Below are 15,497 nucleotides of genomic sequence, written 5' to 3'. Positions count from 1 at the left end.
ACCGATCGTTCTATCTCAACTCAGCTTGGCGGCCGGTCGCCGCATTGTCAAGACAGAACGTTCTATCTGATAGATTACGTCCCATGGAGCACACGGAACCCGCGGGACGGCCGTCCGAAGCGCGGTCGCGCCTACTCGGCACGGCGGCCAGGCTCTTCTACGCCGAAGGCATCCACGCCGTCGGCGTCGACCGCATCATCGCCGAGGCGGAGGTCACCCGGGCGACGCTCTACCGGCACTTTCCCGGCAAGGAAGAGCTCGTCCTCGCCTACCTCGGCGAAAGCGACCGGGCCGTCCGGGAGGTGACCGAGGGCACGATCGCCGGCGGGTTCCCCGCGGCCGACACCCTGCGAGCCGTCAGCAGGTCCATCGCCGAGGGCATCCGGTCCCCCGGCTTCCGCGGCTGCGCCTTCCTCAACGCCGTCGCCGAATACCCCGATCCCGAGCACCCGGTGCACCAGGCCGTGGTCGCCCACCGGCAGTGGTTCCTGGACACCGTCAGAGAGCTGCTGTCCCGGATCCGGGAAGCCCCCGCCGAGCAGGCCGCCCGGCACTTCGTGATGCTGCGCGACGGCGCCATGGCCGCCGGCTGCCTGTTCGACCCGGCGCTGATCACCGAAACCTTCCTCCGCGGGGTCGAGGGACTCCTTCGGGCGCACGTCGCACCGGCCACAGTGGACTGACGGTCAGCCCGGTCCGTAGTCGTCGGCGGGCAGCGGGTGGCCGACGGGCACGACCCGGGAGTGGACCGCGGTCAGGCAGCCGGGGCAGGACAGCTGCCGGAAGACGATCTCCGCGTCGACGTACTCCAGCGGGTCGTGCCAGATGTGGGGCCCCGCTTCGGTGGGGGCCACCTCCCGGCGGGCCAGCGCCGCGACGTACGCGCTTCCGGCCAGCGGCCCGATCCTGGTGCCACAGTGGACACACGCGACCGTCCCGTCGGCCAGGACGGCCAGGTTGTCGTCGAGCCGGCGCGCGTGGCCCAGCTCCGGCGGGCCGATCGGTGTGAGGCCGGTGCCGGACCGCCCGGCACCGGACGCGCGCCGGCGCCGCAGCTTGTCGCGCCGCTCGCCGGTCGCCGTCACGTCCACTTCGCCGTCGCGGAGCAGGACGCCGTAGACGTCCTCGGCCGCGTCCGCCGACACGCGTACCTGCCGGACGTCGTCGAGCACGCTTTCGGGTGCGCGAAGCAGCGGGTCGCCGTACCCGCCACCGGCCTGCCAGTGCAGGTAGAGCGCGTCGCGGGGGCCGAGGTCCGACTCGCCCTCGCACGGCAGCACCTCGATGTCCCCGCCCAACTCGCCCAGGTGGCCGGGGATGGTGGCCGCCTGGACGAGCTGGGGTTCGGTGATCCCGCGCACGACCAGGTCGAGCTGGGAGTTGCCCGGATATCCGCCGGCCAGGCCGACGTTCTGGTTCGCGACCTTGCCGGATCCGGAGACGACCAGGGACATCGTCCCCTCCTGGTCGGGGTGCTGGACGTAGCAGACCGAGCCGCTCATCCCGCCCCGCTGCCGTCCCGGTCCGCCGGAGTCGATCTGCTCCCGGCGCCACAGGGCGACCAGCGGGTAGAGGTACTCGGTCATCTCGACGTCCGGGGCCCGCGCCGCCGGGATGATGAGCCGGCCACCGGTGTCGACGCCGTCGTGGTGCACCTGGGCGCCGTAGCCACCGGCCATGACGTCGAAGATGGGTGACACGAATCCCTTGCTGCCCCCGCCGCGAGTGTCCACTCCGGACACCACGCAGAGGTCGGTGGTGCCGTTGCAGATGGACTGCACGTCGGTGCGGTGGGCGGGTTCGGCGTCGAGCATCTTGGCGAGCACCTCGGCGACGAGGTTGCCCGCGCCCCAGGCCGGCCCGAAGGGCCCCTTGCCCACCGCGGCCGGGAAGGACGCGTTGGTGATGGTGTCCTCGTCGGTGATGATCTCGAAGCAGCGCATCAACCCACCGGCGGCCCACGGGATGTCCCCGGCCAGCAAGGGCAGCATCGTGAACACGATCCCGGCGCGCAGCCCTGGGTAGGGGCAGTTGATGATGCCGGTCTGCGCGGCGGTCCCGCGGAAGTCGAAGACGAGCCGGCCGGCTTCCTTGGTCATCGCGACTTTGATGGCGTGCAGGCCGCGGTCGCCGGTCCGCGACTGTTCCTGGTAGCCGACCGCGCTCCAGGTCCCGTCGGGCAGGGTCTCGAGCTTGGCGCGCAGCCGGCGTTCGGCGTCGTCCATCATCCGGCGCATCACGGCCTTGACGGTGTCGGCGCCGTACTTGGTGATGAGCCGGAGGACCTGCTCGGCCGCGTTCTTGTTGGCGGCGATCTTGGCGCGCAGGTCGAGGCCCACCAGGTGCGGGAGCCGGGACCGGCGGACCCAGGCGTCGGCGATGTCGCGCTGCAGCACACCACCGCGGACGACCTTCATCGGCGGGGTCGGGACCGCTTCGCCGAAGACGTCCTGCGCGGACGGGCTGAAGGAGCCCGGGCGCGGCCCGCCCAGGTCGACCTGGTGGGCGATGGCCGTCGTCCAGCCGAACAGCTTGCCGTCGTGGAAGATCGGCGCCAGGATCGCGGCGTCGTTCTGGTGCAGCCCGCCGCCGATCCACGGGTCGTTGCACAGGAACATGTCGCCCTCGGCGATGCCGGGGTTGTCACTGCGGTGGCGCAACGTCCAGGTGATGGCCAGGTCCATCGAGCCGATGAGGCCGATGTTGTAGGTGCCGACCTGGACCTGCTCGCCGAGCTCGTCGCAGATGGAGAAGTTGAAGTCGTTGGACTCGGTGACGACGTGCGAGCCCGACATCCGGCGCAGCGTCTCGCCCATCTCCTGGGTGATCGCCCAGAGCCGGTGCCGGACGACCTCGTAGGTCAGGGCGTCGACCTCTGCGTCGCCGATCTGGTGCAGCGGGAGGCTGGGCGAGATCTGCCGCAGCAGTTCTTCGCGGGGCATGGGACGGCTGGTGAACTCGTCCGCCCCGGGGATCCTGGATGGCATGGGAGCTGTCCTCACTGGTAGCGCAGCACGAGGTTGCCGAGGTGGTCGACGCGGCCGGTGACCCCGGCGGGCACCACGACCACCGTCGTGGGCACGTCGACGACCGCCGGCCCGGCGAGTTCGTGGCCGGCGCGCAGCCGGGCGTAGTCGTAAACGGGGGTCGGCACGAAACCGGCCTGCGAGTCGAGGCAGACGGAACGCTCCCCGAGCAGGGCCTCCGCGGGATCGGGACTATCGGCCTGGGGGATCTCCGGCAGCCCGACCGGGAAACCGAGGCTGGCTTTGGCGCGCACGCGGTAGGTGATCGCCTGGACGCCGGCCTCGCGGTAGCCGGCGCCGCTGCCGTTGATGCGCTCGTACTGGTCCTCGAAGCGTTCGAGGATCTCGTCACCGGTGCGTTCGGTGAACTTCGCGTCCGGCACCGCCGTCGCGAGCTCGGTCACCTGCATCGAGTACCGCAGGTCGATCTCGCGGTGCAGGGACACGTCGTGGAACTTCACCTTCTGCCGGTCCAGCGCGCGCTGCAGGTCGGCTTCCAACCGCGCGAAGTGGGACTCGAGCACCGTGTGGTCGACCGGGAAGGAGGACGGGTCGGACAGTTCCGCGCTCACCGCGACGTCCGAGGCCGCGAGACCGTAGGCCGAGAAGGCGGACGCGACGGGACCGAGTGGCACGACGACCGCGCCGACGCCCAGGTCCTGGCAGTAGCCGGCGCAGTGGGCCGGCCCCGCGCCGCCGAAGGCGTAGACGACGAAGTCGCGGGGGTCGTAGCCGGCCTGCACGACGGCCCGGCGCAGGAGGTCGCCTGCCTGCGCGTTCTGCACTTCGTGGATGGCGATCGCGGCTTCCTCGACGGTGAGGCCGAGCGGCTCGGCCACGTGCTCCCGGATCGCTTCCCGCGCCAGGTCCATGCGCAGCGGCTTCCGGCCGCCGAGCAGGCCGCGCTCGCTCAGGATGCCGAGCACCAGGTTGGCGTCGGTGTTCGTGGGCCGCGTCCCGCCGTTGCCGTAACAGGCCGGGCCGGGGACGGCTTCGGCGCTCTGCGGGCCGAGGCGCAGGTTCCCGCCCTCGTCCACGGACGCGAGCGCCCCGCCGCCCGAGCCGATGGTGTGCACCCGGATCGTCGCCGCGTTGATCGGGAACTGGTTGACGATGGAGCCCGGCGCCATGACCGGCTCCCCGTCGACGATCAGCCCCGCGAGGAACGTCGTGCCGCCGACGTCGGTGGTGATGACGTTGCGGTGCCCGAGCTGCTCGGCCAGCCGCATCCCGCCGATCACGCCGCCGGACAGGACGGACCCGACGGTGGTGATGGCGTGCTCCGGGGCCCGGTCGGCGGTGATCGTGCCGCCCTCGCTCTGCATGACCAGCAGCGGTCCCTTGAGGCCGCCCTCCTCGAGCTGCTTCTGCAGCGGGAGCAGGTAGGTGCGCAGCCGCGGCCCGACCTGGGCGTTCATGATCGTCGTCGAGGTGCGGGCGAACTCGCGGATGCGCGGGCTGACCTCCGAGGAGAGGGTGACGTACAGGTCCGGGGCGATCTCGTGGATCAGCTCGCGGACGCGCCGTTCGTGGGACCCGTTCTTGAACGACCAGAGCAGGCAGACGGCGATCGCCTCGACGCCCTGGTCCACAAGGGACAGTGCGACGCGGCGGACCTCGTCCTCGTCCAGCGGCACCAGCACCTTCCCGGCGTGGTCGATCCGCTCGGTGACTTCGAGCGCCCGGTACTTCGGGATCAGCGGCGCGGGCTTGCGCTGCCGGAGCGTGTCCTGGATCTCGTGGGCCGACCGGCCGAGGGTGCGGCCCTCGGCGTTCATGATGTAGATCGCGTCCCGGTGCCCCTTGGTGGCGATCAGCCCGACGTCGGCCACCTCGCCCTGGACGAGCGCGTTGATCGACGCGGTCGTGCCGTGGGCGATGTAGTCGGTCTGCGCGAGCAGCTCGCCGACGCCGATGCCCAGCTCGGCCGCCAGGTCGTCGATCGCCCGCATGACGCCGGCCTCGCGGTTCGGCGGGGTGGTCGGCGTCTTGGCCGAAACGATCCGGCCGGCCCCGTCCGAGGCCACGGCGTCGGTGAAGGTGCCCCCCACGTCGATGCCCAGTGCGTATGGCATTGGTGCTCTCCTGGTGATCTTTACCGCTGGTGGGCCGGGACGCGCCCGGTGACCGTGTGGAGGAGCTCGCCGGGCGCGGCGTCCGATCCGCCCATCCAGGCGACGTGCTGATCGGGGCGCACGAGCAGCAGCTCGGCGGGGTAGCGGTCCGGCCACCGTCCGGGCAGGTCGACGACGGTCAGGGGAATCCCGAGCTCGCGGGCCGCCAGGGTCCACGGCGTCACGGCGGCGTGCGGATCCGTCCGCAGCAGCGTGAAGCCGGGCCCCAGCACGTCGAACACCGACCGGCCGTCGTCGAACCAGACGTGCGGCAACCGGAAACCGGGCCTCGCCCGGTCCTGGTAGTCGCCCATGGTGATCACGGCTTGGTCCTCGCCGCCGACCACGAGCGGCGAGCCCGCGTAGTGGTAACCGAAACTGAAGCCGTCGGGCGAATAGCGGTGCGGCTCCGAGATCGCGAGCCGCTCGGCGAACTCCGCGCGAGCCCGCTCGCCCTCGGCGTCTCCCCGGTGGATGTCCGGTGAGACGTCCGCGAACGACGTGCGGGCCTGCGCGCCCACCGCGGTGGCGAACTGCTCACCCACCGGCTTGCGCTCCTGCTCGTACGCGTCGAGCAGCTCCGGTGGCGCCCACCCGCGGCGGACCGCCGCCAGCATCCACCCCAGCGTCGCCGCGTCCTGGATGCCGGCGTTCATGCCGAACCCCCCGACGGGGATCCAGATGTGGGCCGCGTCGCCCGCCAGGAACACGCGCCCGGTGCGGTACCGCTCGGCGACGAGCCGGCGGCCGGTCCAGCGCACCACGCCGAGCACCTCGTGCTCGACGGAGGCCCCGACCGACTCCCGCAGCAACTGCTCGGGGTCTTCGTTCTCGGTGTCGTGGCCGGGGGCGAAAGCGACGTGGTTGAGCCACAAGGACTTCCCGTCGATGGCGATCAGCGACGCGATCCGGCGGCCGTAGGTCCAGTACGTCCAGGCCCGGTCGCGAGCGGCCAGCCGGCCCAGCTCGGGCGAGCGGACGAACGTCGACACGAACTGCTGGATCGCGTCGACCCCTTCGTAACGGATTCCCAGCTGCCGTCGGACGGCGCTTTGGGCGCCGTCGCAGCCGACCACGTACGCGCAGTGCAGGGCGCGACGCTTCCCGGCGGTCTCCACGACCGCGTCGACGTGGTCGTCGTACTGCCGGAGCTCGACCAGCCGGGTGCCGCGTTCGAGGGTCAGGCCGGGGAACCGGCGCGCGTGCCGCTCCAGGATGGGCTCGAGGTACAGCTGCGAGATCCGGTGCTGCGGCTCCGGGGTGGGCCAGCCGTCCTGACCCACACCGGCCAGGACGTCACCGGACGACGGCAGGTCGATGCGGAAGATCTCCTCGCCGCTCAACGTCGTCCGGTACTGGATCGAGGTGGGGTAGTCCGCCGGCAGCCCGGCCCGCCGGATTTCTTCGGCCAGCCCGAGCCGGCGGAAGATCTCCATCGACCGTGCGGACGTGGTGTTGCACCGGGGGTTGACGCCCCGCTCGTCGGTCGCCTCCACGACGTGGCACGCCACGCCGCGCTGGGCCAGGTCGATCGCGAGGGTCAGGCCGGCGGGACCGGCGCCGACGATCAGGACCTCGTGCGTGGCAGGTTGCGGTGTCATGAGCTCAGGAACTCCCCCACCAGCTTGCAGAACTCGTCCGGCCGGTCGACGTGGATCCAGTGCCCGGCCCCGGCCACCACGTGCAGGCGACCGTGCGGCAGGGCGTCGGCGAGGCGTTCGGAGACCTCGACCGGCGACACCCGGTCACGCTCGCCGTGCAGCGCGAGGACGGGGGTGGTGATCTTCGTGAGGTCGACGGGCGGCGGGCCGCCCACGACGTCGGCGAACATCGACCGGAACGCCGACTCGGCGCCGGGGCGCAGGGCTTTCCCCAGCCGGATCTCGGCGAGCTCGTCGAGGAGTCCTTCGTGGACACTCTCGTCGGCGACCAGCCGGCCGAGGGTGGCTCGCATGGTCTTCTTGGTCGGCTTGTCGTAGAAGGGAACCGCCGGCGGCAGCGGCCCGGTGCCCGCTCCCCCCATGACGACGGCGCGGCCGACCCGGCCGGGGGCCACCGACAGCAGGGCCAAGGCCGCGGCGCCGCCCGCGGCCGAGTTGCCGAGGACGTGCACGCGTTCGAGGCCGTGGCGATCGAGGACGTCCAGCACCTGCCGCGCTCGGGCCAGCGCCCAGGCCTGCGGGCCCTTGAGCCCGCCCGTTCCGGCGATCTGCGTGCCGAACCCGAGGAGATCCGGGGCCAGGCACCGGAAGTCGCCGGACAGCCGGGAGTTCACGCTCGCCCAGTTGCTCGCGGCGTCGACACCCGGGCCGCCGCCGTGCAGCAGCACGAGGACCGGGTCTGCCTGGGATGTGGCCGGCACCTGCAGCCTCCTCAAGGGATCGTGGGTCGGGTCGCCGGTTACGGCAGCAGCGAGAGGAACTCGTCGGTGCCGCTCAACCGCGACGAAGTCAGGGACATCACGCGCAGGGCGGCCAGGTGCATTTCCCCGGCGGACATGGGACCGGCGCCGAGGTCGGGGTAGTCGCAGGACGCGCAGGCGTCCGAGAGCACCACGGAGCGGAACCCGCGTTCGAGGGCGCCGCGGGCCGTGCCGAGCACGCAGCACTCGGTCGTCATCCCGGTGAGGACCACGGTCTCCACACCGAGTCCGCGCAGGATGATCTCGAGATCGGTGGCGTAGAAGGCGTTGTAGCGGTGTTTCTTGACGACGGGTTCGCCCGGGAGCGGCGCGAGCCCGGGGTGGATCTCCGCGCCGCGCTCGCCGTCGACCAGGGCCTCCCCGGCCGCCACCGGCGGGTACAGCTCGCGGTGGACGCCCATGTCCGCCCCGCCGGGCCGGTGGACGTGCGCGGCGTGGATCACCGGCATGTCCCGGCGGCGCGCGGCGTCGAGCACCCGCTGGATGGCGGGGATCACGCGCCGCCCTTCCGGGAACTCCAGCGGCGCGCCCTCCTCCACGAAGTCGTTCTGCATGTCGATGACGAGCACCGCGGTGCGGGCCGCGTCGAGCACCGGACTGTTCATGCTTCAGCCACCGCCTTCCGACGGTTCCGGGTTCGGGTCGAAGAACCTCGGCCGTTGTGTATGTAGCGCTCACTCTACAACCGCGAAGACGAGTTGGCTACCGCGACCGGGCGTCGTGCCCGGTCCGGTGCCGGCCGGGTGTTACTTCGACGCGGCGTCGATGCGGAACTGCAGGATCCCGTCGACACCCTGGAGGAACGTGTCACAGACCTCGGGCGGGTCCGACAGGCAGCCCGCGGCCATCGCGCCGTCCCGAAGCATCACGAAGTGCCGGCCCGCGAGCCCCGGCGGCGTCGTTCCGACCTGCGCCAGCAGGTCCGTGACGGTGCCCAGGAACCATTCGCGGTGGGCGAGGACGGTCTTGTGCACGGGATGCTCGGGGTCCGGGTACTCCGCCACCGCGTTGAGGAAGGCGCAGCCGCGGAAGTGGGCCGACTGGATGCCCTCGGCGATCGACTTGGCGATGGTACGCAGGATGTCGGCCGCCGAAAGGCCGCTGGCGAGAGCCTTGTCGGCCCCCTCGCGCTCCATCTCGTGAACGCCCTGGAGGTACGCGACGACCAGGTCGTCCTTGCTGGGGAAGTGCCGGTACAGCGTGGCGCGGGTGACCTTCGCCTCCGCGACGATCCGGTCGATCCCCACGGAGTGCAGACCCTCCGCGTAGAAGATCCGGGTCGCCGTCGCGAGCAGCCTCGACCGCGCTTCGGACACCTGACCTCGCGTGTTGTGCACCATTGGACCGAGTGTAACAGATAGAACGTTCGGTCCTCTACTTCGGCGCGGCGAACGGATTGGCTTCGGCGTGGTGGTGGCCCCACTCGTCCGAGCGCCCGAAGTCGTGCGGGACCCAGTCGTCCCCCACTTCGATGCCACCGCAGCCGATCTCCAGGTGGAACCCGCTGGGGTTCCGGACGTAGAAGGAGATCGCCTTGTCGTTCATGTGCCTGCCGAGGCTGATCGAGATCGGCACGTCATTGGCCTTCGCCCGGTCGTAGGCCCGCCCGACGTCGTCGATCGAGCCGTGCTCGAACTCGAGGTGGTGGATCGACGGCGTTTCCGCGCTCGCGAGCGCGATGCTGTGGTGGGTGCGGTTGCAGCGGAAGAAGAACAGCCCGGGGGCCCGGTAGTCGGTCAGCTTGAACTCGAGCACCGACTCGTAGAGCGCACGCAGTTCCGCGACCTGGGGGCTGGCCAGCACGAGGTGGCCCAGACCGGTGACACCGGGGCCGCCGGCCGGGCGCTCGACGCCCAGACGCACCTTGGCTTCGCCGACCGCCAGCTCCACGCGGTACCCGACCGGGTCGGTGAACCAGCGGAGCTGCGTGGCGCCGCGCAGCTCCCGCTCCTCCGCGGAGCCGTCCGACACGCCGAAACCGGCGTCCTCCAAGCGCTGGGTCAGCCGGTCCAGCTCCTGCGGTGTGTCGACGATCCAGCCCAGCTCGCGCGGACTGTCCTCAGTAGACGGATAGAGCGCGACGCGGTACTTGAACTCGTCCATTTCGGCCAGCGTGACCTCGTCCGTGCCGGACTTGGCGCGCGTGACGCCGATCCCCAGCGTGCGCCCGAGCAGGCCGGTCCACGCGTCGACGTCGGTGACGTTCAGGCCGACGTAGCCCAGTTTCCTGATACCCACGGTGTGTCATCCCTCCGATGCGGCGGCCGCGCCGCCCTGCAGAAACTCGCGGACGATGTGGTTGAACTCGGGCGCGCGCTCGTACTGGACCCAGTGCCGGCAATGCGGCAGCACCCGCAGCTCCGCGTTCGGGATCCCGCCAAGGATCCTGGACGCCCAGGTCAGCGGAACGGTCTGGTCTTCCCGGCCCCAGACGAGCAGCGTGGGGGCGGCGACGAGGCCCAGGTCAGGCGTCAGGTCACCGAAGTTCGGCGGGATCGGCAGCTCGGGGTGGGCCCGGAGGCTCGACTCGTAGCGCTCGTCGATGAGCGCCTCGGTCGCCAGCGACTCGTCGAAGACCATCAGGCGCACGAACTCGGCCATGGCCTCGCGCGAAGGCTTTTCCGCGGCCATGTAACCGAAAAGGCGGTCGAGCCCGACCGGCCACGGCGGCGCGTCGGCCGGGAGGACCCCGCCCGGCGCCATGAGCACGAGCCGGTCGACGCGGTCCGGGTGGCGCATCGCGATCCGCATGGCCACGGCACCGCCGTAGGAGTTGCCGACCAGGTGGGCCCGCTCGATCCCCAGCGCCGTCAGCAACCGGCACACCCGGTCGGCGGCGTGGAAGATCAGCGGCTCGTCCGTCTCGGGCCGCGGCGACCGGCCCCAGCCCGGCAGGTCGACCACGATGTTCCGGAAGTCCCCGAAGGCGGGCAGGTTGCCGCCGAAGTTGCTCATCCCGGTGGCGCCCGGCCCGGAGCCGTGCAGCCACACGACGGGGGTGCCCGAACCGGCGTCGATGTAGGCCAGCCGGGCGTCTCCGGCATCCAAGGTGCTCGTCACTGTGCCGTCCTCGTTCGAGTGTATGTAGCGCTCACTATACGACGGACGGCAGCATTTTCAAGGTCGGGTGGCGCTCCGAGTATTGCGGTTTCAGCGCTTCCGCTTCGCCGCGTCCCGGTGCTCCGCCAAACCGCGGACCAGCGAGACGAACGGGACGACCTGCGAGCTGTAGCTCATGCCGTCGAAGCTGTTGGTCACCGAAAGCCCGTCCGTCAGGGCACGCCCGAGGACGGCCAGCTGCTGGACGAGGGCTTCGTTGTTCTTGCCGCCGTTCGGCGCGAAGATCGGCGTGAGCGCCGCCACCCAGGACGAGTGGGCGTAGTCACGGATGCGGCGCACGGTCGCCTGGACCGCCTCGGCGTCCTTCTGCGGGCCGACACTGATGGCGACCAGCAGCTGGAGGTAGTCCGGCCGCCGGTCCAGAGAGCTGCAGGCCGCCGAGAACCACGCTTCGAGACGTTCGAGCGGCGCCAGGTCGTCGTACGTGGAGGGGTTGGGGAACAAGGCGTGCAGCTCTTCGAAGGTGCGCTCGAGCAGGGCCGCCAGGACGCCGAGCTTGTTGCCGAAGTGGTAGTAGATCGAGCTCGGCGGAAGGCCGGCCTGCGCGCACAGGTCCGAGATGGCCATGCCGTCGTAACCCTTTTCGCCGACGAGGGCGCGGGCCGCGTTCAAGATGACTTCCCGGCTGTTCAGTCCGGCAGCGGTCGGCGCGGAGCCGGAATCCCTCACCATGCGGTCATGATAGGTCCGCTTCGGCGTCACTCCCCCACCGGGCGCGGGGCCGTGCCGTGGGCCAGCGCGTCCATCAGCAGGTCGACGAGCTGACCGGCCTGGGCCGGTGTGCCGTGCCGGACCGAGTAGGCGGTGCCCCCCATGAGCAGCAGGACGACGTCGGGGGTGAGGTCGGCGCGCAGCGTGCCGTCGCGGGCGCCGGCCTCGAGAAGGCGGCCGACCGCGCCGGTGAGCAGCGTGTGGCTGTCGGCGAACGGATCGGCTCCGGCGGCGACGACGGCGTCGAGCGCCGCGGACATGCCGCTCTTGGCCGCGGCGTAGTCGAGGAAGTGGGCCACCCACCGGCGGGTGGCCTCGGCGGCCGGGTACCGGCCGACCAGCTCGGCGACCGTCTCGCACACCCGGGCGAGCTGGTGCCGGTAGGCCGCGTCGACCAGGACCTCCCGGGTCGGGAAGTGCCGGTAGAGCGTGCCGACACCGACCCCGGCACGCCGGGCGATCGCGGCCGGCGCGGTGTCCAGGCCCTCGTCGGCAAACGCTTGCGCGGCGACCTCCAGGAGACGGGCCCGGTTTTGGAGCGCGTCACTCCTGGTCCGGCGGGGCGCGGCGGCCATGCGAGTCCCTTCTCCGCTTGCATACCGGAACGGATTCCGCTTAAAGTCGTTAGCGGAATCTGTTCCGGTTAGCATCCTACGTCAGGAGCTCACATGTCCATTCCGGACAAGCCCGTGCGCCACTGGTTCGTCACCGGCGCCTCCGGCGGACTGGGTCACCACATCGCCGAGGAGGCGTTGCGGCACGGCGACCGCGTCACCGCCACCGCCCGCCGCGCGGCCGCGCTGGACGACCTGGCCGAGGCCCACGGCGACCGGCTGACCGTGGAAACCCTGGACCTCACCCGGCCGGCCGACGTCACCGCGGTGGTCGAACGGACCCTGCGGTCCGGCCCGGTGGACGTCGTGGTCAACAACGCCGGCTACGCGGTCGTGGGCGCCGCCGAGGAGATGACCGCCGAGCAGGTGCGGGACCAGATCGAGGTGCTGCTGCTCGCCCCGATGCTGATCACGCGGGCGTTCCTGCCGTCGATGCGCGAGCGGGGCGGCGGCCGGATCATCCAGATCTCCAGCATGGGCGGGCAGGTCGCCATCCCCACGCACAGCGCCTACCACGCGGGCAAGTGGGGACTCGAAGGCTTCACCGAAAGCGTCGCCCGCGAGGTCGCGGACTTCGGCGTCCACCTCACCATCGTCGAGCCCGGCGGCACTCGCACCGGTTTCGCTTCGGCCCTGCGGTACACCGAGGAAACGACCGCCTATCGGGACAACGTCGTCGGCCGGACGCGGCGCCGGCTCGAAGCGATCGGCGACGACGACCTGACCGGTGACCCGGCGAAGCTGGCCGCCGCTGTCTTCCGGACCACCCGCGACCCGAACCCGCCCGTGCGCCTCGCCCTCGGGGCCGACACCTACGACGCCGTCCACGCGGCGCTGAGCGAACGTCTCACCGCGCTCGAAGCCCAGAAGGACCTCGCGGCGACGGTCGCCTTCACGGAGTGATCAGGCGACGGTCGCGTCGACCGTCACCGGGATGTTGCCGCGCGTCGCGTTGGAGTACGGGCAGACCGCGTGGGCGGCCTCGACGAGCTGGTCGGCTGCCGCCTGGTCCACACCGGACAGTTCGGCGTGCAGCGCGGCGCTGAGGGTGAACCCGCCTTCGGGCGTCGTGTGCACCTGCACCTCGGCGACGACCGCGGAGTCGGTCACCGGGACTTTCCGCTGTGCCGCAACGGCTTTGAGCGCCGAGTGGAAGCACGAGGCCCAGCCCGCCGCGAACAGCTGCTCCGGGTTGGTCGCCCCACCGGGACCACCCATGTCCTTGGGGATCGCCAGGGTGATGTCGAGCAGGCCGTCGTCGGACCGCGCCTGCCCTCCCGCCCGGCCGTCGCCGGTCGAGGTGGCGATGCCGACGTACAGGGGTTTGCTCATGACGGGAAGTCCCTTCTCGATCGCGAGTTCGCGATACCGAACGTTCTATCGCTTTCCATCATGAGAGCTCCGCTCGTCGCTGTCAAGACCGAACGTTCTCCCTCTCAAGCTCGCAAGCAGAAGGGGTGGCCGGCCGGATCACGAAGCACACGAAAGCGTTCCGGGTCGGGCTGGTGCGCTTCTTTCGTGGCACCGAGCCGGATCGCTTCGGATTCGGCGGTGTCGAGGTCTTCGACCGCGAGGTCGAGGTGCAGCTGCTGCGAGCGCTCGTCCGACGGCCAGGTCGGCGGCCGGTAGCCGTCGACCAGGGCCGCGCCGAGGTGGATCGGGCCGGCCTTGACCGCGCAGAAGCCCGGTGTCTCGAACGCCAGCTCGCCGCCGAGCAGGTCGGCCCAGAAGCGGGCCAGCGCGGCGGGGTCGGCGCATTCGAGGTTGATCGCGGCGATGGTGGCTACGGGCACGGGGTGCTCCAGGGGAATCGAGGGTCGGATCGGAGGTCAGTGCACGGGGACGAGCGAGGTGTCGAGGAGGCCGCGGTCGCCGTCGAGGCCGTGGGCCAACGCGGCCGCCACGTCCTCGTGCGGGGTGCCCAGGCGGATCGCGCTGACCTCGTCCAGCCGTTCGTACTGCTCCCGGCTGAGCTCGACGTCCAGGGCGTCGAGGTAGCCCTGCAGGTGGGCCGGGGTGCGGGGGCCGACGATGGGGATCATCGAGGTCTGGGCCCGCCCGGCGCGACGGCGCAGCCAGGCCAGCGCGACCTGGACCGGGCCCGTCCCGATCTCCTCGGCGACCGCGAGGACCGCGTCGAGCACGGCGGCACGCTGCCCGGTGTCCGCATCGGCCCGGGCGCTGAGCCTGCCCTGCGCACCTTGCCGGTACTTCCCGGTCAGCAGCCCACCCGCCAGCGGGGAGTACAGGACGACCCCCAGCCCGTGGGCCTGCGCCATCGGGAGGAGCTCCCGCTCCGCGGAGCGTTCGGCCAGGCTGTATTCGGTCTGGATGCCGACCAGCGGCGAAGAGCCGCTCAGCTCCGACCGGACGGCGGCGCCCGCGACCCGCCAGGCCGGGAAGTTCGACAGGCCGCCGTAGCGGATCTTGCCCGCGCGGACCAGGTCTTCGAAGCCGGCCAGGATCTCCGCCACCGGGGTCACGCCGTCGGGGAAGTGGGGCATGAAGACGTCCACGTAGCCGGTCTTCAACCGCCGCAAGCTCTCCTCCAGGGAGCGGATCATGGTCTTGCGGCTGTTGCCGGTGGTCCCCGGCCGGACCTGGGCCTGCCTGGTCCCGCTGTACTTGGTGATCACCACGAACTCGTCGCGCTCACGACCGAGGAGATCACCGAGCACGGTCTCGGCCTCACCGTTCTGGTAGATGTTCGAGACGTCGAACGTGGTGCCGCCGGCCGCGACGAACGCCTCGAAGATCGCCTTGGCGCCCGCCAGGCCCGCGGCGGCCGGGGCCGTGCCGAACGTGGCCGTGCCCAGGACGTACTCCGAGACCCGCAACCCGCTCTGCCGGCCGAATGTCTGGTAGCGCACGGAATCTCCTCGAGGGCACGAGCGGTGGGGTAGGGTTCGGACGCTACCACAAAAAACGAATGGTCGTTCTTTTATGCCGAGAGTCACCCAGGCCCACCTCGACGCACGACGTCAGCAGATCCTCGACGCGGCCCGTGCCCGCTTCGCGAGCCACGGCTTCGCGCGGACGTCCATGACCGACCTCGTCGAGGCCTCGGGCCTGTCCACCGGGGCGATCTACCGCTATTTCAAGGGCAAGGACGAGATCGTCGCCGCCATCTGCGAGCAGTCGAACCAAGCGCTCCCCACCGAGCTGACGGCCGAGTCCGCGCACGACTTCCTCGAGCACGTCCGCACCATGGCGCGCGAGGAGGACCACGCCCGGCTGGTCGCCCAGATCTACGCCGAGGCCGCCGTCTCCCCGCCGCTCGCCGACCTCGTCCGCCGCCAGCTCGCCGAGCTGCGCGCCGCGGTGGCCGGGCTCCTGCCCGGCCGCGAGCCGGCCGAAGCGGACCGGATCGCCGAAGCGTTCGTGACCCTGTGCGGCGGTTACTCCCAGCAGCTCGCCGTCCGCGGCGACCTCGACCCGGCCCCGTTCGTCACCGCTCTCGTGGCGATCATCGAGTCGTGACGCGATCAGC

The 15,497-nt window shown here is 71.3% G+C and carries 16 protein-coding genes; 3 read left to right on the top strand and 13 right to left on the bottom strand.

What is annotated here, in order from left to right:
- Positions 1 to 83 precede the first annotated feature (83 nt).
- The gene (locus ACIOD2_RS13685; RefSeq protein WP_400537499.1) at positions 84 to 683 is read left to right on the top strand and encodes a TetR/AcrR family transcriptional regulator; all 600 of its coding nucleotides are present in this window, start codon (positions 84 to 86) and stop codon (positions 681 to 683) included.
- Positions 684 to 686: 3 nt separating this feature from the next.
- On the opposite strand, the gene ACIOD2_RS13680 is transcribed toward ACIOD2_RS13685, so the two are convergent.
- The 10 genes from ACIOD2_RS13680 to ACIOD2_RS13635 form a co-directional block, all read right to left on the bottom strand.
- The gene (locus tag ACIOD2_RS13680) at positions 687 to 2,987 is read right to left on the bottom strand and encodes a hydantoinase B/oxoprolinase family protein (RefSeq protein WP_400537497.1); all 2,301 of its coding nucleotides are present in this window, start codon (positions 2,985 to 2,987) and stop codon (positions 687 to 689) included.
- An 11-nt stretch (positions 2,988 to 2,998) separates the two neighbouring features.
- Positions 2,999 to 5,101, bottom strand: coding sequence for a hydantoinase/oxoprolinase family protein (locus ACIOD2_RS13675; RefSeq protein ID WP_400537495.1), 2,103 nt, complete (start codon positions 5,099 to 5,101; stop codon positions 2,999 to 3,001).
- A 20-nt stretch (positions 5,102 to 5,121) separates the two neighbouring features.
- Positions 5,122 to 6,741 carry an FAD-dependent monooxygenase gene (locus tag ACIOD2_RS13670; RefSeq protein WP_400537493.1) on the bottom strand — a complete coding sequence of 540 codons (1,620 nt, stop codon included), beginning with the start codon at positions 6,739 to 6,741 and terminating at the stop codon, positions 5,122 to 5,124.
- The gene (locus tag ACIOD2_RS13665) at positions 6,738 to 7,502 is read right to left on the bottom strand and encodes an alpha/beta fold hydrolase (protein ID WP_400537491.1); all 765 of its coding nucleotides are present in this window, start codon (positions 7,500 to 7,502) and stop codon (positions 6,738 to 6,740) included. The genes ACIOD2_RS13670 and ACIOD2_RS13665 overlap by 4 nt, the downstream gene beginning before the upstream one ends.
- Positions 7,503 to 7,540: 38 nt before the next feature.
- Positions 7,541 to 8,167, bottom strand: a complete 627-nt coding sequence (locus ACIOD2_RS13660; RefSeq protein ID WP_400537489.1) for a cysteine hydrolase family protein — start codon at positions 8,165 to 8,167, stop codon at positions 7,541 to 7,543.
- A gap of 141 nt (positions 8,168 to 8,308) precedes the next feature.
- Positions 8,309 to 8,902 carry a TetR/AcrR family transcriptional regulator gene (locus ACIOD2_RS13655; RefSeq protein WP_400537487.1) on the bottom strand — a complete coding sequence of 198 codons (594 nt, stop codon included), beginning with the start codon at positions 8,900 to 8,902 and terminating at the stop codon, positions 8,309 to 8,311.
- 34 nt (positions 8,903 to 8,936) lie between these two features.
- A complete protein-coding gene (locus ACIOD2_RS13650) occupies positions 8,937 to 9,800 on the bottom strand; it encodes a VOC family protein (protein ID WP_400537485.1) in 864 nt (287 codons plus the stop codon).
- Positions 9,801 to 9,806: 6 nt separating this feature from the next.
- Positions 9,807 to 10,622: an alpha/beta fold hydrolase gene (locus tag ACIOD2_RS13645; protein WP_400537483.1), complete on the bottom strand. Its 816-nt coding sequence runs from the start codon at positions 10,620 to 10,622 to the stop codon at positions 9,807 to 9,809.
- A 90-nt stretch (positions 10,623 to 10,712) separates the two neighbouring features.
- Positions 10,713 to 11,354 (bottom strand): TetR/AcrR family transcriptional regulator, encoded by a 642-nt coding sequence (locus ACIOD2_RS13640; RefSeq protein WP_400537481.1) that lies wholly within the window; start codon positions 11,352 to 11,354, stop codon positions 10,713 to 10,715.
- A gap of 26 nt (positions 11,355 to 11,380) precedes the next feature.
- On the bottom strand, positions 11,381 to 11,968 hold the full coding sequence (locus tag ACIOD2_RS13635) for a TetR/AcrR family transcriptional regulator (protein WP_400537479.1): 588 nt from the start codon (positions 11,966 to 11,968) through the stop codon (positions 11,381 to 11,383).
- Between the two features lie 93 nt (positions 11,969 to 12,061).
- On the opposite strand from ACIOD2_RS13635, the gene ACIOD2_RS13630 reads away from it, so the two are divergent.
- Entirely contained in the window at positions 12,062 to 12,910 is an 849-nt protein-coding gene (locus tag ACIOD2_RS13630) for an SDR family oxidoreductase (protein WP_400537477.1), read from the top strand.
- On the opposite strand, the gene ACIOD2_RS13625 is transcribed toward ACIOD2_RS13630, so the two are convergent.
- From ACIOD2_RS13625 to ACIOD2_RS13615, 3 genes are all read right to left on the bottom strand, one after another.
- The gene (locus tag ACIOD2_RS13625) at positions 12,911 to 13,339 is read right to left on the bottom strand and encodes an organic hydroperoxide resistance protein (protein WP_400537475.1); all 429 of its coding nucleotides are present in this window, start codon (positions 13,337 to 13,339) and stop codon (positions 12,911 to 12,913) included. It abuts the gene before it with no gap.
- 104 nt (positions 13,340 to 13,443) lie between these two features.
- Positions 13,444 to 13,800, bottom strand: a complete 357-nt coding sequence (locus tag ACIOD2_RS13620; protein ID WP_400537473.1) for a VOC family protein — start codon at positions 13,798 to 13,800, stop codon at positions 13,444 to 13,446.
- 36 nt (positions 13,801 to 13,836) lie between these two features.
- Entirely contained in the window at positions 13,837 to 14,877 is a 1,041-nt protein-coding gene (locus ACIOD2_RS13615) for an aldo/keto reductase (RefSeq protein ID WP_400537471.1), read from the bottom strand.
- A gap of 73 nt (positions 14,878 to 14,950) precedes the next feature.
- Between ACIOD2_RS13615 and ACIOD2_RS13610 the strand changes: the two genes are divergently transcribed.
- Positions 14,951 to 15,487 carry a TetR/AcrR family transcriptional regulator gene (locus ACIOD2_RS13610; RefSeq protein WP_400537469.1) on the top strand — a complete coding sequence of 179 codons (537 nt, stop codon included), beginning with the start codon at positions 14,951 to 14,953 and terminating at the stop codon, positions 15,485 to 15,487.
- The last annotated feature ends 10 nt before the right edge of the window (positions 15,488 to 15,497 follow it).

The sequence above is a fragment of the Amycolatopsis sp. NPDC088138 genome (genome assembly GCF_044741685.1).
Lineage (GTDB): Bacteria > Actinomycetota > Actinomycetes > Mycobacteriales > Pseudonocardiaceae > Amycolatopsis.
Note: the sequence above shows the minus strand (reverse complement) of the source record. Positions and strands in the feature narration are given on the sequence as shown.